22 protein-coding genes are annotated in these 25,500 nt (G+C 39.0%); 9 read left to right on the forward strand and 13 right to left on the reverse strand.

What is annotated here, in order from left to right:
- Positions 1-97: 97 nt before the first annotated feature.
- Positions 98-2,482, reverse strand: coding sequence for a DNA topoisomerase (ATP-hydrolyzing) subunit B (gene gyrB, locus A6733_RS06370; protein ID WP_139057459.1), 2,385 nt, complete (start codon positions 2,480-2,482; stop codon positions 98-100).
- 47 nt (positions 2,483-2,529) lie between these two features.
- Positions 2,530-3,645 (reverse strand): DNA polymerase III subunit beta, encoded by a 1,116-nt coding sequence (gene dnaN / locus A6733_RS06375; protein WP_092403254.1) that lies wholly within the window; start codon positions 3,643-3,645, stop codon positions 2,530-2,532.
- Between the two features lie 559 nt (positions 3,646-4,204).
- Here dnaN and A6733_RS06380 point away from each other — a divergent pair.
- The 4 genes from A6733_RS06380 (at position 4,205) to dnaA (ending at position 10,604) form a co-directional block, all read left to right on the forward strand.
- Complete coding sequence (locus A6733_RS06380; RefSeq protein WP_092403252.1) at positions 4,205-6,040, forward strand: phosphoenolpyruvate carboxykinase (GTP); 1,836 nt, start codon at positions 4,205-4,207, stop codon at positions 6,038-6,040.
- A 54-nt stretch (positions 6,041-6,094) separates the two neighbouring features.
- The gene (mrdA, locus tag A6733_RS06385; RefSeq protein ID WP_092403250.1) at positions 6,095-7,924 is read left to right on the forward strand and encodes a penicillin-binding protein 2; all 1,830 of its coding nucleotides are present in this window, start codon (positions 6,095-6,097) and stop codon (positions 7,922-7,924) included.
- Between the two features lie 30 nt (positions 7,925-7,954).
- Entirely contained in the window at positions 7,955-9,064 is a 1,110-nt protein-coding gene (rodA, locus tag A6733_RS06390) for a rod shape-determining protein RodA (RefSeq protein ID WP_092403248.1), read from the forward strand.
- Positions 9,065-9,146: 82 nt separating this feature from the next.
- Complete coding sequence (dnaA, locus tag A6733_RS06395) at positions 9,147-10,604, forward strand: chromosomal replication initiator protein DnaA (protein WP_092403246.1); 1,458 nt, start codon at positions 9,147-9,149, stop codon at positions 10,602-10,604.
- A gap of 3 nt (positions 10,605-10,607) precedes the next feature.
- Here dnaA and mreD read toward each other — a convergent pair whose 3' ends face one another.
- From mreD to A6733_RS06410, 3 genes are read right to left on the reverse strand one after another with little or no spacing between them, the layout of a single operon-like run.
- Positions 10,608-11,123: a rod shape-determining protein MreD gene (gene mreD / locus A6733_RS06400; protein WP_092403244.1), complete on the reverse strand. Its 516-nt coding sequence runs from the start codon at positions 11,121-11,123 to the stop codon at positions 10,608-10,610.
- A gap of 12 nt (positions 11,124-11,135) precedes the next feature.
- Complete coding sequence (gene mreC / locus A6733_RS06405; protein WP_092403242.1) at positions 11,136-12,044, reverse strand: rod shape-determining protein MreC; 909 nt, start codon at positions 12,042-12,044, stop codon at positions 11,136-11,138.
- A 2-nt stretch (positions 12,045-12,046) separates the two neighbouring features.
- Positions 12,047-13,090, reverse strand: coding sequence for a rod shape-determining protein (locus tag A6733_RS06410; RefSeq protein WP_092403240.1), 1,044 nt, complete (start codon positions 13,088-13,090; stop codon positions 12,047-12,049).
- Positions 13,091-13,340: 250 nt separating this feature from the next.
- Between A6733_RS06410 and gatC the strand changes: the two genes are divergently transcribed.
- Positions 13,341-13,655, forward strand: a complete 315-nt coding sequence (gene gatC, locus A6733_RS06415; RefSeq protein ID WP_092403238.1) for an Asp-tRNA(Asn)/Glu-tRNA(Gln) amidotransferase subunit GatC — start codon at positions 13,341-13,343, stop codon at positions 13,653-13,655.
- Between the two features lie 11 nt (positions 13,656-13,666).
- Complete coding sequence (gatA, locus tag A6733_RS06420) at positions 13,667-15,142, forward strand: Asp-tRNA(Asn)/Glu-tRNA(Gln) amidotransferase subunit GatA (protein ID WP_092403304.1); 1,476 nt, start codon at positions 13,667-13,669, stop codon at positions 15,140-15,142.
- 207 nt (positions 15,143-15,349) lie between these two features.
- Here the strand turns inward: gatA and A6733_RS06425 are convergent, their stop codons facing one another.
- A complete protein-coding gene (locus A6733_RS06425) occupies positions 15,350-16,183 on the reverse strand; it encodes a hypothetical protein (RefSeq protein ID WP_092403236.1) in 834 nt (277 codons plus the stop codon).
- A 330-nt stretch (positions 16,184-16,513) separates the two neighbouring features.
- Positions 16,514-17,188: an orotate phosphoribosyltransferase gene (gene pyrE, locus A6733_RS06430; protein WP_092403234.1), complete on the reverse strand. Its 675-nt coding sequence runs from the start codon at positions 17,186-17,188 to the stop codon at positions 16,514-16,516.
- A 34-nt stretch (positions 17,189-17,222) separates the two neighbouring features.
- Between pyrE and A6733_RS06435 the strand changes: the two genes are divergently transcribed.
- Positions 17,223-17,990, forward strand: coding sequence for an exodeoxyribonuclease III (locus tag A6733_RS06435; protein WP_176695538.1), 768 nt, complete (start codon positions 17,223-17,225; stop codon positions 17,988-17,990).
- Here A6733_RS06435 and A6733_RS06440 read toward each other — a convergent pair.
- From A6733_RS06440 to A6733_RS06465, 6 genes are read right to left on the reverse strand one after another with little or no spacing between them, the layout of a single operon-like run.
- The gene (locus A6733_RS06440; RefSeq protein ID WP_092403230.1) at positions 17,972-19,429 is read right to left on the reverse strand and encodes an MFS transporter; all 1,458 of its coding nucleotides are present in this window, start codon (positions 19,427-19,429) and stop codon (positions 17,972-17,974) included. The two genes, A6733_RS06435 and A6733_RS06440, sit on opposite strands and share 19 nt — an antisense overlap.
- A 6-nt stretch (positions 19,430-19,435) precedes the next feature.
- Positions 19,436-19,657 (reverse strand): DUF3460 family protein, encoded by a 222-nt coding sequence (locus A6733_RS06445; RefSeq protein WP_092403228.1) that lies wholly within the window; start codon positions 19,655-19,657, stop codon positions 19,436-19,438.
- A gap of 18 nt (positions 19,658-19,675) precedes the next feature.
- Complete coding sequence (locus A6733_RS06450) at positions 19,676-21,847, reverse strand: RelA/SpoT family protein (RefSeq protein ID WP_092403226.1); 2,172 nt, start codon at positions 21,845-21,847, stop codon at positions 19,676-19,678.
- Positions 21,848-21,859: 12 nt separating this feature from the next.
- On the reverse strand, positions 21,860-22,069 hold the full coding sequence (gene rpoZ / locus A6733_RS06455; protein ID WP_092403224.1) for a DNA-directed RNA polymerase subunit omega: 210 nt from the start codon (positions 22,067-22,069) through the stop codon (positions 21,860-21,862).
- An 8-nt stretch (positions 22,070-22,077) separates the two neighbouring features.
- Entirely contained in the window at positions 22,078-22,707 is a 630-nt protein-coding gene (gmk, locus tag A6733_RS06460) for a guanylate kinase (RefSeq protein ID WP_092403222.1), read from the reverse strand.
- On the reverse strand, positions 22,697-23,575 hold the full coding sequence (locus tag A6733_RS06465) for an endoribonuclease YicC domain-containing protein (RefSeq protein ID WP_092403220.1): 879 nt from the start codon (positions 23,573-23,575) through the stop codon (positions 22,697-22,699). The genes gmk and A6733_RS06465 overlap by 11 nt, the downstream gene beginning before the upstream one ends.
- Positions 23,576-23,614: 39 nt before the next feature.
- Between A6733_RS06465 and A6733_RS06470 the strand changes: the two genes are divergently transcribed.
- Both A6733_RS06470 and A6733_RS06475 read left to right on the forward strand, forming a co-directional pair.
- Positions 23,615-24,574 (forward strand): serine/threonine protein kinase, encoded by a 960-nt coding sequence (locus A6733_RS06470; protein WP_092411189.1) that lies wholly within the window; start codon positions 23,615-23,617, stop codon positions 24,572-24,574.
- Positions 24,575-24,590: 16 nt separating this feature from the next.
- A complete protein-coding gene (locus tag A6733_RS06475; RefSeq protein WP_092403216.1) occupies positions 24,591-25,469 on the forward strand; it encodes a PP2C family protein-serine/threonine phosphatase in 879 nt (292 codons plus the stop codon).
- Positions 25,470-25,500: the final 31 nt, after the last annotated feature.

Below are 25,500 nucleotides of genomic sequence, written 5' to 3' on the forward strand. Positions count from 1 at the left end.
CCAATAAAAAATTAAACACCCAGCCCCAAATCACCAAACAATCTATCAAAACTAACCCAAAAAATCTAGGAACACAGTAGGTATATACGAAAAACAATCACACATCTATATTCTTAACCTTAAGGGCATTATTCTCTATGAATAAACGCCTAGGCTCTACAACATCTCCCATAAGGGTACTAAAAACGCCATCAGCTTCAACCATATCGTCAATCTTTACTCTCAACAAGCGCCTAGAGTCCTTATTTAGGGTTGTCTCCCATAACTGATCGGGATTCATTTCTCCCAAACCTTTGTATCTCTGGTAGGTCATACCATCTTGTACAACCTTCATAATGCTATCTAAAGCCTCAACAAAGGATGGAAATATACTAACTTCATTGTCTTTTTCAACAGACACAACCCTATTAGGAAAAGATAGGGCATTTTTTTCAGCAAAAGACTTTAGAGTTAAATAGTTTGAGGAAAAGAAAAAATCTGAAGGAACAACAGTCTCAACACTATTTCCAAAACTGGTACTATGAAAATGCAAAAACACAGCATTATCAGTTACTTCAGTTGTACAAAAAACGGAATCGACAGATAAAACTTTGTTTAACTCATCAACTGAAAGTAAAAATTTCTCTCTTGAAGAAAAATCAATAGCTACACCTTTCATTATTGCTAAGAGAAACGATGGGTCATAGATACTAGAAAAACTTTTAACAACAGATTTGGCGGAGAAATAATCCTGAGCTAACACAAGAACATCTTCTCTAGATAGCTTTTTATCTCCATCAAAAAACGCATAATTGTCAAGAGCAGTTGACAAAATATAGGACATCATTTCACTGTCATCTCTGATGTATCGCTCTGATTTTCCCCTCTTCACACGGTACAAAGGAGGCTGAGCTATGTAAATATGACCTCTTTCGATTATTTCTGGCATCTGTCTGTAGAAAAACGTAAGCAAAAGCGTCCTTATATGCGAACCGTCTACATCAGCATCAGTCATTATGATAACTCTATGGTACCTGAGCTTATCGATGTTATAGTCATCCTTGCCAATACCTGTTCCCAAGGTTTGAATGAGTGTAATTATTTCCTGAGATTCCAACAATCTATCATATCTTGCTTTCTCTACGTTTAAAATCTTACCCTTCAAAGGAAGAATAGCCTGATATTTCCTGTCTCGTCCTTGTTTTGCAGAACCACCTGCTGAATCACCTTCAACAAGGAACAACTCGCTCTTAGATGGATCCTTTTCCTGACAGTCTGCCAATTTAGCAGAAAGCCCCATGGAGTCTAATACTCCCTTTCTTCTAGTTAAATCACGAGCCCTCCTAGCTGCTTCACGAGCCCTGGATGATTCAACTATCTTGGCACAAATTATTTTTGAATCACTAGGATGTTCAAGCAAATATTCTGTTAGTTTTGATGTAACAAACTCATCAACCACCTGCCTAACTTCAGATGAAACCAGCTTCTCTTTGGTCTGAGATGAAAATTTTGGCTCAGAGACCTTAACAGAAAGAACACAAGTAAGGCCCTCACGCATATCCTCACCAATAATTTCTACTTTATTCTTCTTCAATAAATCATTCTTTTCAATATACTGATTAATGGTTCTAGTGATGGCAGAACGTAATCCAGTTAAGTGAGTTCCACCATCACGCTGTGGAATATTATTAGTAAAACACAAAACATTTTCGCTGTATGAAGAGTTCCACTGCATGGCAACTTCAACACCTGTATTATTTATCATCCCACGAGCATAAAACATCGTCTGATGAATTGACGGGCGCGAGCTATCTACATACTCTACAAAACTTTTAACTCCACCGGTAAAATTAAAGCTTTCTTGACGAGAGTTTGGACGATCAACTAAAAAAATATTGACCCCGTTATTTAAAAACGAAAGCTCACGCAAACGTTTTGCCAGGGCCTCATAACTAAACTTTATGATAGTAAAAATTTCTTTATCAGGTAAAAAGTGAATAAAGGTACCTCGACTGGTGGAATTGCCAACTTCCTCCAATGAAGAAGTTGGAATCCCCTTTTCAAAAGTCATTTTGTACTCTTTACCATCCCTGCAAATAACAAGTATTAACCATTCAGATAAGGCATTTACGCAGGAAACTCCAACACCATGCAACCCGCCAGAAACCTTGTAAGAATTATTATCAAATTTCCCTCCAGCATGAAGCTCTGTCATAACTATCTCTGCTGCAGAGCGATTCATTTCATCATCTTCTTTTATACCCGTAGGAATTCCTCTGCCATTATCTTGAACACTTACTGAATTATCTGCATGAATAGTTAAGGTAATATCTGTACAATGCCCAGCCAATGATTCATCAATTGAATTATCAATAACCTCAAAAACCATATGATGCAAACCACTACCATCGGCAGTATCTCCAATATACATACCGGGACGCTTGCGAACAGCTTCCAGTCCTTTTAGAACCCGAATACTTGAAGAATCATAGGTCTCTGTCACAAGAAACTCCTTGGATATTACAAAGATAACAAACTTGCTAAACTTAACTAAATGCGCAGTGGCATAACCAAATAGCCGTATGTACCATTATCCTTTTCAGGGAAAATAAGCAACGAATTTTTTTCGAAACTAATCGAAAAACACACCACACAATCAGAAAATCCTGACAGGATATCAGTAATATAGTTTATATTGTATGCAACTTCGTGTGTTTGGCCGCTATACGATATATCAAGTTCTTCACATGCTTCTTCAAAATCTGTTGATAAAGATAAAAAAGAAACTTTTCCTGGGGATAACACCATACGCACACAAGGAAATTTATCCTGACAAAACACTGATATCCTCAATAGGCTCTGCAAAATTAAAGATTTATCAACACTACAGGAAATATTAAAATCAGAAGGGAGAAGCTTTGTATGATCAGGAAATGTGCCCTCTATAAGCTTAGACAAAAGAACAGTTGAGCTGTAAGAAAATTGCACCTGAAATTTAGTAACAGAAAGGTGCACAATATCCTCCCTATCAACAAGTGTTCTGGAAAGTTCAGACACAGTTTTCTGTGGAAGAATTACACTAAAATCTTCACAACGAACCCCTGATGAAATTTTAGCAAACGCCATTCGGTGACCATCAGTAGCAACGAGAAACACTTCCCCTTTACTGACTTTTAGTTGAACTCCTTGAAGAAAAAAACGAATATCTTGAGCGCTAGCCGCAGGCTTTACCAAAAGCAACCACTTTCTAAGAACAATCTGTGGAAAGGAAAGCTCCCAGCATATTTTATCACGTAGTAATAAAATAGGAAAATTGTCTTCCGGAAGTGTGGATAAAGAATACCTACTTCTACCAAACAACAATGTGAACTTTGAGGGTTCAATAATTAATTTTATGTGAGTTCCTAGGGTAATTCCCTTTAATATATCAAGGCACTTACGAGCATTAACTGTAAAAGCAATTGGTTCTGAGGAAAATGTTTCAAAAAATGATTGCATTTGAATTTCACCATCAGAAGCAATCATAGTACATCCGGAACCATTTATAGTTACCAGTATATGTCCCAATATGGGAATTCGTTGCTTGCGTTCTACCGTTCCAATTAATTTTTGCAATGGCTGCAAAAAATTATCTACAAGTATATCTATATTGTTCGTCAGTGACATTTACTCTTCCTACAATGTTATTCAACATTTTCTAGCTTATTACTATTAGTTCATTTTTTATTTATTTTTAAATAATACTATAATAATAATAGCGAGCTTAACTATGTATATAACTCCTATTGTTCTTTATTCATTAGTGAGTTATATTTGATATAGGGCTGTGCGTAACTCCGTATAAGCATGTGATTAAAATTGGATAAAAATCCGTTTTCCTGAAAAACGGGTTTTTATTAACAGTAATCAGGGGTTCTGTTAACATGTTTAGTTGGTGTTGTATTGTTATGTGTGGACAAATGTATGAATAAGTTGCTTGGTATCGCAGGTGGACGCTTATTCTCAATTAAATAATAATAATTTTTTTTACTAACAGTATGTTGATAAGTTTGTAGATATAGCTCTTGTTACTTATACATAGTACTAATTCTGGTTCCTTCATTTAGTCTTGCTGAGTTTTCTCATTGCCGCTTAGATATAATGAGAAAGTGGTATATTATTCATGCTAATCGCTACTCTAAGCACACTTAGCGCGGAGTTGGTTGCTTTTTAGGATCTTACTATCATGGTTGAATCTTTAGGTACAGAGTTTTCCCTTTCAGTTCCTTCGTGGATTGAGCACGATGAGCTGGTGTCTTGGGTACAGGAAGTGATGTCCCTTACTAAACCAAGAGAAGTTCACTGGTGCGATGGTTCTAAGCAGGAATATGATGCTTTGTGCCAACTTTTAGTGCGCTCAGGAACTTTTATTGAGTTGAACTCAGACAACTACCCTGGGTGTTTCTTGTCTCTCTCTGATTTATCGGATGTTGCCCGTGTTGAGGACAGAACTTTTATTTGTACAGATAGTCCAGATCAAGCAGGTCCTACGAACAATTGGCGTTCTCCCAAGGATATGAAGTCTGTTTTAAGCCATCTGTTTGATGGCTGCATGCGTGGCAGGACTATGTACATTATTCCTTTTTGCATGGGACATGTTGATTCTAAATGGTCTGTTATTGGTGCTGAGATTACAGACTCTGCATATGTTTCCGTAAACATGCACATTATGACGCGGGTTGGTATTCCTGTAGCTAGGAAGTTGGGTAAAAAAAATAAGTTTGTTAAGTGTTTACATTCGTGTGGCAGACCGCTGATAGAAAAAGAGGACAATGTTTCTTGGCCTTGTAACGATGTAAAGTACATTACTCATTTTCCACAAAGTCGTGAAATTATGTCTTTTGGTTCCGGATACGGTGGCAATGCTCTTCTGGGTAAAAAGTGCTTAGCTTTAAGGCTGGCTTCATGTATGGCTAGAGAAGAAGGTTGGCTGGCTGAGCACATGCTTATTTTGGGTTGTGAATCTCCTGATGGTAAAAAGAGTTACGTAGCTGCGGCGTTTCCTTCCGCATGCGGAAAAACTAATTTCGCAATGATGATTCCCCCTAAAGGGATGGATGGTTGGAAATTTACTACTGTAGGTGATGATATTGCCTGGATACATTTGGGAGGCGATTCCCGATTTTATGCTACTAACGCTGAAAATGGTTATTTCGGTGTTGTTCCAGGGACATCGCCTAAGACTAATCCGAACGCTATTGCAACACTGGGTAAGAATACTATTTTTACTAATGTTGCTGTTGATAGCAACGGTTGTCCCTGGTGGGAGGGGCTAACTGATAATCCTCCTTCTTCATTGATTGATTGGAGAGGACAGCCTTGGACTCCGGGCAGTTCTTCTACCGCGGCCCATCCTAATGCTAGGTTTACTTCTCCTGCGGCTCAGTGTCCATCTATGGATGCGGACTGGGATTATCCTGGTGGTGTTCCTATATCGGCATTTATTTTTGGGGGGCGTAGGTCGACTACAGTTCCTCTCGTATTAGAAACAGAGGATTGGACTGCTGGAGTTTATTTTGCTTCTACATTGGCCTCTGAGACTACAGCTTCTGCATCCTCTGAGGTTGGTGTTGTTCGTATTGATCCATTTGCGATGCTTCCTTTTTGTGGTTATAACATGGCTGATTACTTTCAGCACTGGCTCGATATGGGTAAAAAAGTTTCTTCTACTTCCCGTCCTCCTGTTTTTTTGGTTAACTGGTTTCTTAAAGAAGATGGAGAGTTCTTGTGGCCAGGTTTTTGTGATAATGCCCGAATTCTTAAATGGATAATTCAGCGATGCAGAGGTGAGGTTGGTGCTGAGGAGAATAAGTTGGGATTTTATCCTAGATATGATGACGTTGATTGGAACGGACTTGATTTTCCTAGATCGCGTTTTGATAAGATAATTAGCGTTGATAGTGATTTGTGGGCCCTGGAGCTTAGTAATAGAGATGAATTTTTGAAAAAATTTGGAGATAGACTTCCTAAGGCTCTTCACGAGTATCATTGTCGCATGATGAAGAAGTTTGTTAAGGATTAGTATTTGCTGCAATAGTTGTAACTTAGTTCATGCATTAGTGATATTGGAGTGGCTATGACGGACTTTGGTGATGGCCACTTGTCGACCATTCGTTTTAGAATCATAGTTGTTGCTGTTGTTTTATTTTTCTTTGTTGTGGTTGTTATGGCGCACCTGTTTGAGGTCCAGGTGCTTAGGCATTATTTTTACAAAAAGTTAGCTGATAGCAATCGCATTGTTCTTGTTCCAATGCATCCTAGGCGTGGGGTTATACGTGATCGTTTGGGTAGGGTTGTTGCGGATACAAGATTTCATCATACAATTGATATAAAAATAAATTACCTTATATCTCACCAAAATTTACTAGACAGACTTTCCTTATTTTTTCCTATTTCTGAGGAAGATAAGAAATCTATTTTGATGTCTATTCGAGGAGCCCACCATGGTGATCAATCTATTACCATAAAGGATGAGTTATCTGATGTTGATATAGCTAGGTTTTATGCTCATCATTTTTTGTTTCCGTATGCCAGTATAGGAACCCACTTTATAAGATACTATCCTCATGGTAGTACAGCTTCGCATCTTATAGGGTACATGGGGCATATTTCTGATGGAGATTGGAAATATCTTGAAGAAACTCATGCATCTGGTAATTACCAGGGCACGCGTTTTATTGGCAAGCAGGGTGTTGAAAAACAGTATGAAGCTTATTTGCACGGCATTACTGGCTATTCAGCATCAGAGGTAACAGCGACGGGTCAAGTTGTTCGTAATCTAGGTACTAAGCAACCTCAAGACGGTGCAGAGTTGTATTTAACGATTGATCTTTCTTTGCAAGAAGTTGTTGAGAAATTAATTCATGGTAAGCGTGGTGCAATAGTAGTCTTGGATCCTAAAACGGGTGAGATAATGGCATTTGCTAGTTCTCCTAACGTTGATCCAAACTTATTTGCAAGTGGTATTGATACCAAGTACTGGAAAAAATACATACATGATCAAAATCACCCGCTAATTAATCGTGTTGTTGGAAGCTTGTATGCACCTGGGTCTATCTATAAGCCCTACGTGGCTTTAGCTGCTCTGTCTTTGGGGTATCGTACCCCATCTCAGACTATTTTTGATAAAGGGTACTTTTTTCTGGGTAACCACAAATTTCGTGACGATTCCAGATCTGGACATGGATACATAAACATATATGATGCTATTTCCGTCTCATGTGATGTTTACTTTTTTCAGCTAGCCTACGAGATGGGGCCAGATGTAATTCATGATTTCAACAAGCAATTTGGATTTGGAGATAAGACGGGAATTGATCTTCCTTATGAAATTTCTGGAATTTTGCCGTCACGTGAATGGAAAAAGTCAAGGATTCATCAAAATTGGTATGACGGTGATTCAGTTAGTTTAGGTGTGGGTCAGGGATATAATTCTTTTACTCCGATACAAGTTGCACAGGCTCTTCAGGTTTTATCTGACAAAGGAGAGATGATGCAGCTTCACGTGGTGAGAGCAATAAAGGGATCGGATAACAAAATTGTTAACGTTCCTCCGCACATAAAAAGAGTAATTAAATTGGATACTTCTAGCTACAATGGAGTAATTCAGGCTATGCAACGAGCTTGTAAGGATGGAACAGCCAAAGAAGTTTTTAAAGACTTCCCTTACTCTATAGCTGGGAAGACTGGTACAGCCCAAGTTATTAATATGAAAGATCGTTACAATCCACTAAATGTGGATGAGTTTCAACGAGATCACTCTTGGTTTATAGCTTTTTCACCTGTAGATAAACCTAAAATTGCTGTGGTAGCTCTAGTTGAAAATGGTGGCTGGGGTGCACAATCAGCCGCGCCAATTGTGAGAAACATCATGGAGTTTTATTACTCCCATATCGAGTCTACTTGATGTGTTAATAGATCATTTAAGTGTACTACTATGGTTGAAGATAAAAAGTGGACTAATTTTATAGATTTTAATTTGTTGCTTAATGCTCTCTTTATTTGTTGTGCCGGTTTTATGGTTCTGGTTTCAGTCAATCCAGCAAAACTTTGGTCGGGAGTTTTTCATTTATGCGTTTCTTTAGTACTTATGTACTGGGCTGCTACTCGCTCTTTGTCCACCTTGCAGAAGTTTGCTTTTAGGTATTATTTTTTATGTCTAATATTGTTAGCTGCTGTGTTTTTTTGGGGCGATACCTCTAAAGGAGCAAAAAGGTGGCTTAATTTTGGTCTTTTTCGTCTTCAGCCCTCGGAGTTGATGAAGGTTGCTATACCATTACTGTTGTCGTCGATGTTTTCACAGAAGGACAAAAATATTGATGTAGGAACATATTTTTTTGCGACAATTGTGTTAGTGGTCCCGGTTTTCCTAGTGCTTAAGCAGCCTGATTTGGGAACAGCTTTGCTCATTTTTTCGTCTGGATTTTGTGTTTTGGTTCTTGTAGGTCTAAGCTGGAAGGTTATTCTATTTGGAGTAATTTCTATTGCTCTGTTGTACCCATTTTTGTGTGGGACTCCTTTTCCATCTATTATTCACCACCCTTTGCTACATTCGTATCAATGTAAGAGACTATTTATTTTTTGGGACCCGTATGCTGATCCTTTTGGATCTGGTTATCATACTATTCAAGCCACGATAGCCATAGGATCTGGCGGTTTTTGGGGAGAGGGATGGCTTCACGGAACTCAGTCCCATCTTGATTTTATTCCTGAATCTCATACAGATTTTGCATTTGCTGTTTTCGCAGAAGAGTTTGGTTTCTTTGGATCGTCAATTCTATTGCTACTATATGGGAATTTGATACTTAGAAGTTTTTGGATTGCATGGAGCTCGCAGTCTGTTTTTTCCAGTCTTCTGGCAGGTAGCTTGGCATGCACATTTCTAACATATGTATCTGCTAACATAGGAATGGTTACAGGACTGATTCCTGTTGTTGGTGTCCCGTTACCATATGTTAGTTACGGTGGATCTTCAATGATGACTTTATTTTTTTCTTTGGGTCTTTTAATGAGCATTCACCGCCAACGCCATTTGGTTTCTGTATAATTTTGTATAGTTTGTATTTGGTGTACAATTCCTGGTTACTTATGGAGTCTTGTAATAGTGGCTAATTCCTCTGAAGAATTATATGGAAGTTGATACTACTACTGTTAGTGGATTTTGGTCTTTTTGTTCCGATAAGCTTCGTGAGGAGCTTCCTGGCCAGCAATTTTCTACTTGGATTAAGCCTCTTTTTGTTGTTGACGGAGCCGACTCTTCTGGCGTTGTGTCTGTTGTTGCTCCAAACCGTTTTGTTTTGCAGTGGATACGTGAAAGGTATCTTCCACGTATTCAGCAGTTGGCCGATGAGTATAGGGGTGGATCTGTATGGAAGGTTGCTTTGGTTTTACCAAAGCCTGGTTCTCACTCCAGGCCTGTTACCTTGCCAGTTAATGTAAGTGGAAATATAAGGAAGCCTTTAGTAGCACCTAATATAGACATAGACGCTTCTGACTCTTCTGGTACCAATGTTTCTGAATCACCCAATTGTGTGTCTGTGGCTGATTCTTCTCGTGGTGCTTATGAAAGGACACGTCTTAATGAGCATTTGACATTTGCTGAATTGGTGCGTGGTAAAGCAAATGATTTGGCTAATGCTGCTGCTAGGCAGGTCGCCCAAAGTCCTGGGTATTCATATAATCCACTTTTTATTTATGGTGGGGTTGGTTTGGGCAAGACTCATCTTATACAGGCTATTGGTAACAATGCCTTTGGTAACAATCCAGCTTGCGTTGTCCGTTATATACACGCAAACGACTACTATGCTGATGTTGTGAAAGCATATCAACAAGGTTCGTTCGATTCCTTTGCAAGGTACTATCGTTCTTTGGATGTGTTGCTGATTGATGATATTCAGTTTTTTAACAATAAGACTCGTACTCAGGAAGAGTTCTTTCATGTATTCAATGCATTGATAGAATCAAAAAAGCAAATAGTTATAACATGCGATACCTATCCTAAAGATATAACAGGTCTTAGTGATCGCTTGATTTCTCGTTTTGACTGGGGACTGACCGTTGCTATTGAGCCACCAGAGCCGGAAATGAGGGTAGCTATTCTCATGAAGAAAGCAGAAGCAGAGGGAATAATTCTCCATGAGGATGTGTCTTTCTTTATTGCCAAGCACCTAAAGTCAAATGTAAGAGAGTTAGAAGGTGCCTTAAATAAAGTTTTAGCGTACGCTCGCTTCCATGGGCGAGACATCACTCTAGAACTTGCAAGAGAAGCACTGAAGGACCTTTTAAATACCTACAATAGACAAATTACGATTGATCTTATACAAAAGACCGTCGCTGAATATTTTAAGATAAAGGTATCAGAGCTTTACTCTAAAAAAAGGTCTATTAGTATTGCACGTCCGCGCCAGATTGCCATGGCTCTTGCGCGGGAGCTTACTCCTGCTAGCTTGCCATTAATAGGAGAGGCGTTTGGAGGGAGGGATCATACCACTGTGCTTCATGCATGCAGACACGTTGCCAGCTTACGGCAGAAGGATCCCAGGATAAACCATGACGTTCATGTTCTATTACAGGTTCTTAAGGGGTAGTGTTTATATTGGTGTCTCTTCAGAAGATGTGGATCTTAGTTGAGGTGCAAGCAGCATACGGTAGAACAATGGATATAGAATTGCAGATGTTATTGGAGACACGAATATACCTAGTGGTGGATATTTTCCTAGAACTAGTACAAACAGAGCTGATAACAATATATTTTTTATTAATAAAGTTAAAGACATGAGTAAAGCCTGTGCTTTGGGGGTTATAGATAGAAATCGTACAGATATGTGGTTTGCTATAGCAGATGTGATTGTGTAGCAAAGAGCGTTAAGTCCTATCGTGGTGTTAAAATACAAATCAATTATAATCCCAATAAGGAATCCTGTTCCCTGCTTTACAATTCTTCCTTCTCTCAGGAACCAAAAAATTAGAACGATGTCTAGTACATTTACTAATTCAGCTGCTTTACCAAGAGATATATTTATTAGAAATGCTATAAATATTGTGGAGCGTACAAACAATGGACTTACCGGAAGTAGTATAGTTTGCTTTCCTCGAAGAAGCGGCATGGGACACCTCGCTTATTGTTTACATAGATGGTTTTGAGTTGCTATGTATCTTTCATCTCCCAAGTTAACTTTATGAGGTGAAGAAATAACTGACACATAAGGGGATAGTCTTTCCGTTGCTATAGGTTTGGCAATTACTCTCACTGATTTGTCTGCATTTGTTACTATTTTGGTTACAGTGCCAATTTTTATCTGTCCTGGGTATAACCCATCCAGTCCTGATGTTACTACAGAGTCACCGGGGCTAGTTTTAACATCGTCTGGCAAGTATGATATTTCTATAAATTTTCCTCTACCAAAAGCTATTCCTATGTCATTGTTTGGTAATATTTTAACTGGTGTTTCCTGATTTATTTCTGTTAGCAATGTGACTTCAGCGTGATGTTGGTAAAGTCTAGTAACTTGACCAATTAACCCTTGCTCATTTATCACTGGATCTCCAAGGGCAATGCTATCAGAAAGTCCCTTGTTTAAGGTTATTTCATTGATAAAGGGGTTTAATCCAATCTGCACTATTTGGGCTGCAACCAAATGTGTGTGGCTGTTTTCATTAACTAGTTTAAGAATGTGTAATAAGTTTTCGTTTTGCTCTTTTAGAGATAAAAGATAATTTTCCTCAATTCTTTTGTGAGAAAGCTCCATGGATAGCGCTGATACCTTTTTTGCGTTTGTTAGTGCATTAGCAAGTGCAGACGTAACTATGTAGGGAAGTTCTGTAATATTTAATATATATTCTTGTACAGGCTTTATGCATGAGCCAACAAAGAATTTTACTTTTTCTAGCTTGTTATACCCATGATCAAGTGTCATAAAGCTCAATGAAAGAATTATGTAGATAATGGTCCACATTTTTTCGTGAAACTCATTTCTTTTAAAGAACAGACGCTGTTTTTCTATTACTACTTTTTCAGGATATGGCATATCTACTCAGAAGCAAAGACACCTATCATTTTATCCATGCGCTCTAAGGCGATACCAGAACCCTGAACAACACATGTTAGTGGCTCCTCTGAAACAAATACTGGTAGACCTGTCTCCTCGGTGAGCAGTCTATCCAAGTTTCTAAGAAGAGCACCCCCACCAGTTAAAATCATGCCACGATCTGCTATGTCTGCCCCCAGCTCTGGAGGAGTTTTCTCCAACGCAATTTTTACGGCACCTATTATGCTGTTTAGTGGCTCAGAAATTGCTTCAAGTATTTCATTTGAAGAAATTGTAAAACTTCTTGGTATTCCTTCAGCCAGGTTTCTTCCTTTGACCTCAATATCACGCACTTCTCGACAAGGGAAGGCAGATCCTATTTGTTTTTTTATAAGTTCTGACGTTGCTTCTCCGATTAACATCCCGTAATTTCTTCGAATGTAGTTAATAATTGCCTCATCAAATTTGTCTCCTCCTACCCGCACTGATCCTGCATAAACCATTCCTCCAAGAGATATAATTCCAACCTCCGTTGTTCCTCCGCCTATATCAACTACCATGGATCCTGTTGCCTCTTCTACCGGAAGCCCAGCACCTATAGCAGCAGCCATGGGTTCTTCTATAAGGTAGACTTGGGATGCTCCAGCGCCGAGGGCAGATTCTCTTATTGCGCGTCTTTCAACCTGAGTTGATCCGCATGGAACGCAGATAATGATTCTTGGGCTAGGTGTAAAAATGGAGGTGGGATGAACCTTTTTAATGAACTGTTTTAGCATTTGCTCAGTTACAGCAAAGTCTGCTATAACTCCGTCCTTCATAGGACGTATGGCAACTATGTTTCCAGGAGTTTTTCCTAGCATTTGTTTTGCCTCTGCACCAACCGCCTGAACGGATCTTTTTCCGTTAGGACCACCTGCTTGTCTTATTGCTACTACTGATGGTTCATCCAGCAATACCCCTTTGCCCCTAACGTATATTAGTGTATTGGCTGTGCCTAGGTCTATTGCAAGGTCGTTGGAAAAGTAACTTTTTATACTTTCAAACATATTGACTAACCCCTGACGTAATTCGTCTATTTATTTAACATTATTGCATAGTTGATTATATTTTTTATAGCAAGCCTAATAACCAACCAAACCTGAAATTGTGATAGAGATAGAATATAACTAAAGTTTGTTTTATGCTGTTTTAGCGGGTGACTTTGTGCCCAAATTTTGGGCGGTTTATTTTTTTAATATGATCTAAATTTCTGGTAGCATCTCTATTTTTGTTGTTGAGGGTTTGAGGTATTGGTCGATGGATGAGGATGGTGCTTGTTGCGTATCATATCAGGATGTTTGTGAGCTTGCAGCAATCTCCAGGCTTAGTTTATCTGAATCTGAGTGTTCTTCCATTAAAGATCACCTTAACAGCATTTCTCGCACTATTGATAAGCTGTCGAACTACGATTCTATAGAAGGTGTGGACCCTATGGTTTGCCCGCTTGAGTACGGATTGGCTCTTAGGGATGATTCTATTAAAGTGGGGGATTGCAGTGCACAGCTCGAGAAAGTGGCCCCTCTTTTTGAGGAGGGCTTGTACATTGTTCCTGCAGTTATTGCAAAAAGATAATATCTATGTCTATGATTTTGAAGCCAGTATATGAGTTGTCGCAAGATCTGGTTTTAAGAAGGATATCAAGTGAGGAGGTTGTTACCTTCTTCATGGATCGTATTGAGTCTTTGAATCCAATAATTAATGCCATCATTTCCTTCGATAGAGAAAAATCATTGGCAAAAGCTAGAGATATAGATCACAAGCGTGCATATGGCAAGTTTGATATGTCCAGATGTGCTGGTCTTCCTGTTGTGCACAAAGATATTTTCTGTACTAGTGATCTGCCTACCACTTGTGGCTCACGTATGTTAAAAGACTTTATTAGTCCCTATGATGCTCATATTGTTTCCGTTCTCAATAATAAAGGGTTTATTACTCTCGGGAAGTCTAATATGGACGAGTTTGCTATGGGCGCTTCCAATGAAAACTCATTTTTTGGTCCTGTGCATAATCCCTGGGAATTGGGCAGAGTTCCTGGGGGATCGTCCGGAGGTTCAGCTTCTGTTGTTGCTGCGTTGATGTCTCCTTTGTCTACTGGTACCGATACTGGTGGCTCTGTAAGGCAACCGGCAGCTTTGTCTGGTATAACTGCGTTGAAACCGACCTATGGCTTGGTCTCCCGCTATGGTCTTATAGCTTTTGCTTCTTCTTTTGATCAGGCTGGGCCAATGGCTCGTTCAGCTGCAGATTGCGCCTTTTTGTTACAGGAGATGGTTGATTATGATGAGCGAGACTCAACTCAAGCTAATAGGTCCCCAGTACGATATTTTGATGATTTAATGTCTTCCAGTAATGATTTGTCGGGTTTATGTATAGGTGTGGTGGAGGAATTTTTTTCTCCTGAGTTAGACCCAGAGTTGCTGTCTATTGTTGATAGAGCTATCGGCGAGTTATGTAAGATGGGGGCTAACCTTAAGAAGGTATCGTTACCAGAGGTTGAGTTTTCGGTAGCCCTATACTACGTTTTAGCTTCTGCTGAAGCTGCTTCAAATCTTGCTCGTTTTGATGGGGTGAGGTACGGCTTTCGTTCTGATACTCCTTTTAATTCTTTAGAGGAATTTTACTCCAACAATAGGGGTGAGGGATTTGGGGAGGAAGTTAAAAGGCGTATTCTTACTGGAAATTTTGTTCTCTCAAAGAGTAACTATGAACGATACTATCTAAGGGCCCAGAGGATTAGACGTATTTTGTACAATAATTTTATATCTGTACTTTCTTCGTGTGACATATTGGTTGGTCCTACTTCTCCTACGGTTGCTTTTCGTATGGGAGAAAAAGCAGTAGATGCTATATCCATGTACTTTTCAGATGTGTTTACCATACCAGCTAATTTGGTGGGTATTCCTGCCATTACTATCCCTTGTGGTTTTTCCAATAAGCTCCCAGTTGGGTTACAGATGATGTCACGTCATTTTTGTGAATCTGAACTTTTTCGGGTTGCTCACTCATTTCAGTGTAACACTGACTACCATACTCGCCTGCCTAGTATTGTTAGTGCCTAGCATTTTCCCGGTTCTTCTATGGGCGTGAAATTTTTACGCGCTTGCCCATTGTTGCCTAAATTCTATTATGCTCAATATAGTATTACGTAATATGTATGTAACTATAAAGCAACCACTAGATTCTAATACACCTTACGCAGAAAGACGTTAAGGTATCTCTGTCACCCATGGTTTTCGTTTAAAGTAGGTTAAAAACTATCAAGTCCACTAGTACTCTCTGGTGTAGTAGTTGTCGCCCAAGATATTGTTATTTGGTGTGGAAGTGCTGTTTTTTTGACTGCAATCATCTCCATACAGGTACTTAAAAAAAACACCAAGCATAAAGAAAGCTGCTGCTACCAGTAATAAAGACACCGGTTCTCGAATGTTGGAGGTGCTCTCTCCAAGAATGTTGTTTCTGGGTGCCAAATCTCTATCTTCGTTGTCATTGTTTATATAACCGCGGCCCATGTGACCTACGCCATTCATTGCACTATGTCGTAACCCTTCTCTGTGCGGTGGCGGTTGGATAGGCAAAGGTCCCTCGCTATCATCACTTTCTTGTAGTTGTTGCATTTGGGAAGAAAGTGATGCCAGCAGACATATCATTGCTAATCGAGAGGTATGAGTATTATTTAAATAACTACGTTCCATGCCTATCACACCATTCGCCGTATTACATCGTAACGCTTCTCTGTACGATGGTGGTTGATCATGACTCGAAAGTGGAGATTCCTCCCCGGAAAGTGAAGACTCATCTCCGTTATATTCTACGTCCAGTAGGTGACCCAAGCTCTGAAATGTGAGGGGGTGGGAAGTTGATCCTAATCTAGTACGGTGATGTTGCCCACTGCTTTCTGGAGATCCTGCACCACCAAAGTCGATATCGGGCAAACTATCGGTACTGCCGGAACTAACACTATCATTGCTACTTATAGTGGTACTAGAAGATGCTTGCTCCAAATCATCTATAGATTCGTTAGAGTTATCAATCAGTACAAATGAGCTATCTGAGTTTGTTTCTACGGTAGGTGAACAGTTCCTACCAATTGTTCTGTCCATATTATAAACACCACAGTCATGTTAAAATGCTAAATATCACCGCTGAAGATGTACAAGCGTAAACTATAAGTGCTTATACACGACACCCTCGCAGATCTTATAATACGCATGACATGTTATGTCAAATAAATATATCACAACGAAAGGAGACGATCTTTTATTTATGGAATTAAACAAATTCTAGGCTATATATAATTGTTAATATTTGTAATAACTAACATGTTTTTTTGCATGTAAAATTGATGTAATCAAGATACCAAAACCCATATGTCATTTGAATGGCAGCAGTAGAATAGACAAGTGCAGTTATTTATAGGAGCTGTTCTTTTATCACTTCGATATAGAACCATCTCTACTATAGTTAATTATCTGCTCAGAATATTGAGACAGTTCTGGTACCGTTTTTGTGTATTCTATAATATCATTAAGGTTGATTAATGATTCTACATTTATATTATGCTTGGTTTGTAGTTCTTCACTAGCTATCATGGAAGTTCCCTTCCTCTCTTCTCTATCAACCGCCACAACCGCTCCTATTACATTTCCTCCAGCACCTTTTATAAACTTGCTAGATTCAATTATTGATCCACCAGATGATATTACATCATCAATGATAAGCACCTGCTTGTTATTAATAGAGCTACCAATTAACAGTCCTTGTTCTCCATGATTCTTTGCTTCCTTACGGTTGTAACAAAACCCCACTACTAATCCTAATCTGTGAAGAGCAATGGAAGTGGCAACTACTAGAGATATTCCTTTATACGCTGATCCAAATATGACATCTGGTTTGTTCTTCATTAGAAGAATTTTTTGAGCATAATACATTCCCAGAGTTTCTACAGCTCCTCCTACACTGAAGTTACCGAAGTTGAAAAAATACGGAGATTTTCTACCAGATTTTGTGATAAACTCTCCGAACAGTAGAGACTCATTCTTCCTGCAGAATTCAATAAAATTTATTCTGGTAGGATATATCTTTTCTATTACGTGCTCGACAAACATGTACCCCTCTTAGAATGTAAGCGGTGTGAAAATTTTGACCCTTAATCTTAACGGAATACGTTCTTCCTACAGTAAAGGGCTTTCGACTTTGGTACAGTGTACATTCCCTGATGTTTTTTGTGTACAAGAAATTCGTATAGACCCCTCTTCTATGTGTAATGATTACTTTTTTGGGGGATGGTACAAGTCTTTTTTTTGTTATGGTTCACGAAAAGGATACAGCGGAGTAGGTATTTATACCAAATATGAGCCTATAAATCTCATAAATAGCTTTGATCTTGGTGAGTTTGATGAAGAGGGTAGATTTATAGGTATAGAGTTGGATAATTTGTGGATCTTTTCAGTTTATTTTCCCTCTGGATCTAGCTCAAATTCAAGGCAAGAGGCGAAGTATAGATTTTTAGGGTTATTTTCAAAGTTTTTTGAAGATTTTGATAAATATGTTAACAAGCCGGTTCTTATTTGCGGGGATCTCAACATAGCACATCACCCAATAGACCTTAAAAATTGGCGTTCCAATAGTAAAAATCCTGGTTTTTTGCCAGAAGAGCGTCAGTGGTTAACCGATTTTTTGGAACACAGGAATTACTTTGATGTTTTCCGCTACTTGTACCCGGATCAGGTTTCTTACACTTGGTGGTCGCAAAGAGGAAAGGCGCGGGCTAATAACGTAGGTTGGCGCATAGACTACCACATAGCATCTCTTCCCTTAGCGAAATGCGCAAAGGAGGCGTATGTGTACAATGATCTTATCCTATCTGATCATGCCCCTTTGATTGTAACTTACGAGCTGTTGCCGTGATCTTTTATTCCTACTAGGGTTTTCTTAACATATGGCATAAACAAATACGCAGGGAAACACAGCAAAAAAGTAAAGAAGAAGTAAACACTGTAACCCATTATCTCTGCGTAAGCTCCACCAAACCATCCAGATATAGACTTAGAGAAAGAAAAAATTGACGCAAGAATAGCGTACTCAGATGAAGCGTGCTCTTTTCTAGTTATTTTCATAAGGTATGTTAGAAATACTGAAGCTCCTAGCCCCCCCGTAAATGAATCGGTAATACTTGATATATATATAGCTATTCTGGCATACGATGACACCGGTTCTCCAGGAATGTGGGGTAGTGCTATATGAGCAGCAATGCTGTAAAGAAGGTTAGCAAGCGACGGTATTATTCCCAGTATCCACAACGATTTCATCATGCTGTTACGATCTATATACCACCCACCAACTATTCCTCCAATTATTGAGAGCAAAATGCCAAGATTGACCGAAAAAAGTCCAATCTCCTGTCTGGAGAAACCTGCATCCATCCAAAAAGGTTTAACCATGAACCCAGATGCAGATTCACCAATTCTATAGAGCAAAATAAAGGCAATGGCACCCGTAATCCCAGGCCTTTTTAGTAATCCAAGTAAGGTTCCAAATGCAGGGCCAAGTTGTGAATAGCTCAAAGACGAAATGTTTCTGGATACGGAATATACCCCTATAGTTACTAGAACTACAGGAGTTAGGTTTAACAGAGCAGATTTTATTGGAATTAACCTGCTTATAGCCGGCCATAGGAGTCCAATTAATGAAATTATGAGTCCAAGCAAAATAATAGGATGATCCATAAGAACTTTAAATTCCTGTCTAATGGTCATTTCTTTTTTTATGCTTTTTTGTATTTTAAATTTAGATACAAATAGAGGGAAACAGGAATTTATCCATAATGCTATACCGCTAATAGCAAATGTCTTCCCCCACCCTAGTTTGCCACTTAGCACAAGTATCATTCCAGCACATATCAGACCGGCACGGTATGCAGCAGCCCTTACCGCATTTACCCGTCCCAACTGTGTGGCGTCACTTATCAAGATGGTTAAGCCGTCAATTGCAGAATCATTAGTTGCAGAGCATAAAGCATATACGCAAAGTATTGCCCAAGACACGGGAGAGAGGTTGGTGGTATGAAAAGACATGAATACAAAACATGCACCCATAGTTAGGTTTGTGCCAAATATCCACCACTTGTGATGGGACACAAAATCTATTATTGGTGCCCATAAGAACTTAAGTGACCATGCTAGTCCTAGTAAAGAAAGAGTGCCTACACCTGCAAGCGACATTTGATTGGAACGCATCCAAAGCGGGAAAAGATCAAAAAATAGTCCATAAGGGAACCCTTCGATAAAGTACAGTATTCCTGTCCATAACAGTACATTTGTAGTAGACAATTTACTAGGTTCCAACATATTCCCCTAACTTGATTCATCGCCGCGCATCCTACTTATATCTTTCTGTATGTAGTAGTATGAGTTTTGATGACACTCAGACATAGAATTCTTCTTTGCTACATCGAAGTCCTGTAATTTGTTCCACCAAGTATCGAAGTTTCTTTTTTGCTCTTTTTCCAACATACTATCTTTTTCCTTAATACTGTTCAAGAAAACAGTGATATCCGATTGATACAAGGATGGCATCTTAATTCCCCTTTGGCCTTAACTGTGCTCAGATTTTACGGTACGCCAAATCTTCAATGTTTCAGGAACCAAGCGAATTTTTCTGAATATGTCAGCTAAATGCTTACGCCCAGAAACACTAAGAGAAAGACATATTACAACCCTGTCTTTATCATCATACTCTTCCATGTTTGCGCTTATTATGTCTGATCCGGTTTCTGCAATCTTAGATGTTATCTTAGCTAAAACTCCTCTGCGATTTTGAATTATTGCTACCATAGAGGCGGAAAACATCTTGTTCTTGGTGTTTCCCCATTCTATATCTATAGTTCGTGCTCGTTTGTTACTGATTTGCTTCTTTGCTACTTGGCAGCCACACATGTGTATAGTTAAACCTTGGCCACTTCCTACTATGCCTATGATTGTATCACCCGGTATTGGCTGACAGCAATCAGCAGTCCTTATTGCTATATCTCCACTGTACGGCATCGCAGATTGTTCATGTAGTTCATTTTTTCCAAGAATTCCCTCTCCAACTATGGATCTTGCAACTATTGCTGACGAGATCTTTCCTATGCCAATATCTGCGAATACACTTTCCTTGGATGAATAACCACTACGTCGGAAATAATCTTCCCAATTTTTGTCAGTTATGTCTTTTGACAGTGACATTTCTAACATGCTAAATGATCTGGCAAGTATGCGTTCTCCTAGGGTTAATGATTCATCATATTGACGCTTTTTGAGAAAATTTCTAATAGCTAAACGAGCACGTGCTGAGCGTACGTTGCTTAGCCAAGATATCTTTGGATTAGGTACGTCACCTAAAATAATCTCAACCATATCCCCACTCTTAAGTTCTGTTTTTAGCGAAGATCCAATGCCATTTATTTTTGAGCCCACTGCCCTGTTACCAACATTTGTGTGTATATTATATGCAAAATCAATGCTTGTAGATCCTTTAGGGAGAGTTTTTATCTCTCCTTTGGGGGTGAACACATAAACTTCATCTGGAAAAAGATCAACCTTGACATATTCCAGAAATTCTTGAGCGCTATTTGATGATCGTTGCATTTCCAGTAACGACTGAATCCAGCTGTGAGTTTTTTTCTGGAGTTCTGTAAGTTCGATAGGCTTACTCTTATATAACCAGTGAGCAGCAAGTCCTGATTCAGCAACATTTTGCATGTCATGGGTGCGTATTTGAATTTCTACAGGACTGCCGTGGGGACCCATGACAGATGTATGTAGAGATTGATAGCCATTATTTTTAGGTAATGCTATATAGTCTTTAAATTGCCCTGGAAATGGCCGAAATAAGGAATGAATTTCTCCCAAGCACAGGTAGCAATCGCTTACGGAATGTACAACAACACGTACTCCAACTATGTCATTTACTTGAGAAAAAGAAAGACCATTTACTTTCATCTTGTTGTAAATACTGTAAGGGTCTTTCTCTCTACCGTTGACACAATGAGGGATTTGAGATTGATTAAGCCTCTCTGTGATTCTGTCGACTATCTTATCTATAATTTCACTCTGATGACTTAGGGAGATATTAACGGCCTTGCTGATAATATCTGATCGCCATGGGTGTATAAATCGAAAAGATATTACCTGTAACTCTTGAAATACATCATTTAATCCTAATCTATGCGCTATTGGTGCATAAATTTCCATCGTTTCCTGTGCTATAGACTTTATTTTTAGCGGAGGCATAGCCGATAATGTCCGCATGTTGTGTAGCCTGTCAGCTAGCTTAATCATTATTACACGAATGTCCCTCGCCATAGCCAAAAGCATTTTGCTGAAACTTTCTGCTTTTTTGTCTTTTGTGGTCATGGTAATTCTAGTGATTTTAGAGACCCCATCCACCAATTCAGCAACGCTATTACCAAAAAGTGACTCTATTTGCTCGAATGTGACCCCAGTGTCCTCTATGACGTCATGGAGTATAGCGGCCGCTATAGCTTGGTGATCTAGCCTCCACCGGCACAATATTTCTGCCACTGCAACGGGGTGAGTGACGTAGGGCTCCCCACTTTTTCTTTTTTGATTTTTATGAGCGTTATAGCTATACCTAAAGGCTCTTAGTACAAAATTCCTTTCATTATTGTTTAGGTATTCTGATAACTTTTCGGACAGATTACGGAATATCCCATCTTGTTCGTACCCTAAGTGCCTGTCAGAACCAGAGTTTTTTTCAGCCATTCCATGACTTGCCTAAATGTTAGAATATTTGTTTTTCAATATGGTTTCGTCAACTAATCCCGCCGCTATCTCTCTAAGAGCAGTAACTTCAGGCTTATTCTTAGAATTAATTAGAGGCTCTGCACCTTGAGCAAGCTGCCTAGCTCTGGCAACAGCAACGAGCGTTACAACAAAACGGTTGGGAATTCTCTTTAGGCAATCTTCTATAGTTACCCGTGCCATATATCCTCCTAAGGTAGATCTTTTAACATTTCTAGAATATCACGTCTTCTTTGACGTGAAGTTAACCTAGCAGACATGATGATCGCCCTAAGTTCTTCAATAGCACGATCAAAGTCATCGTTTATTATAACGTAATCGGATGATAAGGCCCAGAACATTTCCTTTTTTGCATTAACTAACCTAAGATCTATTGAATCATTCGAGTCAGTTGCCCGGTTAGCAAGTCTCTCTTTTAGGGTCCTCCAGCATGGAGGAAGTATGAATATACTTACAGACTCACTGATTTTTTCTCTGATTTGACTAGCTCCTTGGTGATCAATCTCCAAAATAACATCTTTTTCTCTAATGGTATTTTCTAGCCATTTTCTGGATGTTCCATATAAATTACCGTGGACTTCAGCCCACTCTATAAATTCACTTTCCTTTACCATCATATCGAATTGTTCTTCCGATACGAAGTGATAGTCGCGGTCATTGACCTCCTGACCACGTTGTTTTCTAGTGGTAAACGAGATTGACAAATCTATGTTAGGGTCAGATTTTAATATGTTGCCTACCAATGATGTTTTGCCAGTGCCTGAGGCCCCACTTATTAAGAACAGGCACTTTTTGCTATCCACATTAGTTCTATTCGACATTTTGTGCTTGTTCCTTCATCTTTTCTATTATTACCTTAATGTCTATTGCAATGATGGCTGTATTGCCAGTTAATGACTTTGATAGCAAAGTATTAGCCTCCCGTCCCATTTCCTGTATGAAAAATTCCACCTTTTTTCCCACAGATTTGGGTGGATTCCCAATTATCTCAGTAAGAACCATTATATGAGATGTGAGACGTCCAATTTCCTCATCTACATCAAATTTTGCAAGCCAATTTGAAATAATGTAGTTTTCTTGTTCTGTTTTGATGATATTTATTTCAGGGTCTATGTTGAGATCCTTCCAATGTCCGAGTAATTTCCTATGGGAACTTTCTAACTCTTTCCTAAGTAAGGAAGATAGATCCATAAGTTTCTTAGATAAATCCATGCACGACGCGTATAGAAAGGAAGAAATACCTTTTCCCTCCTCCTGCCTACTTTCATCAAGACTATCCAAAGCCACGCCAAAGCAATCGAGTATTTCTTGTTGGTACTGATTTACATTTTTTTGCCTAGAGTGCCATTCTTTTACTACCCACTCTATCGAAGGTGATTGAATATCGGGAATGTTTTTTTTGATTAAACTGTACTTTGTTTGTATCGCCGATAACGATGAATTGGTATCCTTAATGTGTTGCTGTGTAGAACATAAATCCCATATGCAGTGAGCTCGTATTTCTACCTTGCCTCGACTCAATTTAGCCTTTGCCATCTTACGCATTTCTGGCTCCAAATGCTGAAGCTCTTCCGGTAATTTGAAATGGATATCAAGCGTTCGGCTATTAACGCTCTTTAAAGCTAATTCTATGGTGGTATGGCTGGTATTGATGGTTGCATTGCCATAGCCTGTCATACTTTTAATCATACTTTTTCACTAATTAACTAGTCGGTTTACTACCAAAACATGCGAAAGCAAAATAATAATCCCCTACCAGAACATTACCAACTGCTTGAATATACGATACTTAAGGTTTTGTCTACGGGAGGGTTCTCAATCGTATATTTAGCCAAAGACAAACGTGGTTCTCTTGTGGTCATTAAGGAGTATGTTCCTGCTAATTTTTCTTATCGTCAAGATGATGGAAGCCAAATTATGATGATAGGAGGAAAAGAGCGATCATTCAAATATGGCATGAGCTGTTTTTTTCAGGAAGGACAGGCCCTATCTAAGCTATCCCATCCTAATATAGTTCGTATATTAAACTTCTTTCGTGCTAACGGAACTGTATATTTGGTACTACGTTACGAAGAGGGACAGACTCTGCATGGCTATATAAAGTCAAAAGGATCACGTGACTACAATAATTTTTCAGAAAAAGTATTACTCAAGATTTTTATACATGTTTTATCTGGATTGAGGAAGATTCACTCTTGTCGTTTTCTTCACTTGGATGTTAAGCCGGCTAATATTTATCTTCGCAAGGATTTTGTGCCGGTATTGATAGATTTTGGATCGGCCAGGCAGGTTTTCTCTGCAATGCCTCCTAATCCTAATGCCGGTATTCCTATGTATACCCATGGTTATTCTGCTCCAGAACAGTACAAAAAATCAGGTTTTTTGGGGCCATGGAGCGATTTTTATGCCTTGGGTGCTTCGTTATATGCCTGCATGGCACGAAAAGCCCCCCAATCTGCCTATGAACGACTAAAAGTTGATAGGTTAGTGCCTGCAAAGATGCTTTTTAAGGGATTATACAGCAGTGATTTGCTTGAGTTAGTTGATCTTTGTTTGTCGCTTGATGTATCCAAACGTCCTGGATCAGGATATGAGATTCAATCTGCTCTAATATCTATATTTAACTCTTGTGGGAAGATTTTGTATTGTGAAAAAAGGGTTAATTCAGGCGTTTTACTCGTAGATTAAGAATTAGAGGGAAATCATGGGGTTTTCTATTTTTCATGAAGCCAGAGTCGGTGGTCGTGCCAAAAATGAAGATTTTTGTGACTATACTTACACAGACAAGTCACTATTCATGGTGTTGGCTGACGGTATGGGCGGTCACCTCTACGGGGAAATAGCATCACGCCTAGTTGTTACTCACATGATAGATTGTCATCTTAATGCAGCCAAGCCGATTATAGAGGACCACTACAGCTTTTTAAGTGAAACGTGTAAAAGTGCTAATAGGGTTATTTTGGAATATGCATCAATTAATGGCCTATTAGAAATTCCTAGAACCACCGTGGTAGCTTGTCTAATTCAAAATGGTATGTTGTACCATGCACACCTTGGTGATTCTCGTTTGTATGTTTTAGGTAAAGACGGAGAGCTTAAACGACGAACAAAGGATCATACTAGGATCCAGTATTTAATGGATCATATGGAAATTTCTGTAAATGAAGTTTTGTTTCACCCTGACAGGAACAAGGTGTATAACTGTCTGGGGTTGTTTAACCCTTCTATTCCATCTTTGGAAGAGTTACCGTTGTCTCATGGGGATATTGTTATTCTGTGCTCAGATGGGTTGTGGAATTATGTGACAGAACAGGAAATGTGGGGGTATACGTCTGTACCGCCATTATCAATTATGGGCAGCAATCTTATGGATTTGGCAGAAAGCAGAGGAGGAGTTAACCGAGATAATTTAACTTTGATGGCTCTTTTGTGGTCTCATATAGACATATCTTGCTTACCTGATGTAGATACCGTTTTGTCTGGATATGCGACCCAGAAAAACTTTTGTTGTGAAGAAGTATTAGAGAATTTCGAAGATAGTGTGTTCGACGAACTGGAAGACGAAATTATGTTGGAATTGTAGACAATTTCACCTAACTGTAGACAACATAACT

Source organism: Candidatus Ichthyocystis sparus, from assembly GCF_900078745.1.
GTDB lineage: Bacteria > Pseudomonadota > Gammaproteobacteria > Burkholderiales > 2013Ark19i > Ichthyocystis > Ichthyocystis sparus.

Excerpts from the sequence above, each read along its gene's own strand:
- dnaN (WP_092403254.1), bottom strand. The coding sequence starts at position 3,645 with ATGTCACTGACGAACAATATAGATATACTTGTAGATAATTTTTTGCAG.
- A6733_RS06380 (WP_092403252.1), top strand. The coding sequence starts at position 4,205 with ATGGTTGAATCTTTAGGTACAGAGTTTTCCCTTTCAGTTCCTTCGTGG.
- mrdA (WP_092403250.1), top strand. The coding sequence starts at position 6,095 with ATGACGGACTTTGGTGATGGCCACTTGTCGACCATTCGTTTTAGAATC.
- rodA (WP_092403248.1), top strand. The coding sequence starts at position 7,955 with ATGGTTGAAGATAAAAAGTGGACTAATTTTATAGATTTTAATTTGTTG.
- dnaA (WP_092403246.1), top strand. The coding sequence starts at position 9,147 with ATGGAAGTTGATACTACTACTGTTAGTGGATTTTGGTCTTTTTGTTCC.
- mreD (WP_092403244.1), bottom strand. The coding sequence starts at position 11,123 with ATGCCGCTTCTTCGAGGAAAGCAAACTATACTACTTCCGGTAAGTCCA.
- mreC (WP_092403242.1), bottom strand. The coding sequence starts at position 12,044 with ATGCCATATCCTGAAAAAGTAGTAATAGAAAAACAGCGTCTGTTCTTT.
- A6733_RS06410 (WP_092403240.1), bottom strand. The coding sequence starts at position 13,090 with ATGTTTGAAAGTATAAAAAGTTACTTTTCCAACGACCTTGCAATAGAC.
- gatC (WP_092403238.1), top strand. The coding sequence starts at position 13,341 with ATGGATGAGGATGGTGCTTGTTGCGTATCATATCAGGATGTTTGTGAG.
- gatA (WP_092403304.1), top strand. The coding sequence starts at position 13,667 with ATGATTTTGAAGCCAGTATATGAGTTGTCGCAAGATCTGGTTTTAAGA.
- A6733_RS06425 (WP_092403236.1), bottom strand. The coding sequence starts at position 16,183 with ATGGACAGAACAATTGGTAGGAACTGTTCACCTACCGTAGAAACAAAC.
- pyrE (WP_092403234.1), bottom strand. The coding sequence starts at position 17,188 with ATGTTTGTCGAGCACGTAATAGAAAAGATATATCCTACCAGAATAAAT.
- A6733_RS06440 (WP_092403230.1), bottom strand. The coding sequence starts at position 19,429 with ATGTTGGAACCTAGTAAATTGTCTACTACAAATGTACTGTTATGGACA.
- A6733_RS06445 (WP_092403228.1), bottom strand. The coding sequence starts at position 19,657 with ATGCCATCCTTGTATCAATCGGATATCACTGTTTTCTTGAACAGTATT.
- A6733_RS06450 (WP_092403226.1), bottom strand. The coding sequence starts at position 21,847 with ATGGCTGAAAAAAACTCTGGTTCTGACAGGCACTTAGGGTACGAACAA.
- rpoZ (WP_092403224.1), bottom strand. The coding sequence starts at position 22,069 with ATGGCACGGGTAACTATAGAAGATTGCCTAAAGAGAATTCCCAACCGT.
- gmk (WP_092403222.1), bottom strand. The coding sequence starts at position 22,707 with ATGTCGAATAGAACTAATGTGGATAGCAAAAAGTGCCTGTTCTTAATA.
- A6733_RS06465 (WP_092403220.1), bottom strand. The coding sequence starts at position 23,575 with ATGATTAAAAGTATGACAGGCTATGGCAATGCAACCATCAATACCAGC.
- A6733_RS06470 (WP_092411189.1), top strand. The coding sequence starts at position 23,615 with ATGCGAAAGCAAAATAATAATCCCCTACCAGAACATTACCAACTGCTT.
- A6733_RS06475 (WP_092403216.1), top strand. The coding sequence starts at position 24,591 with ATGGGGTTTTCTATTTTTCATGAAGCCAGAGTCGGTGGTCGTGCCAAA.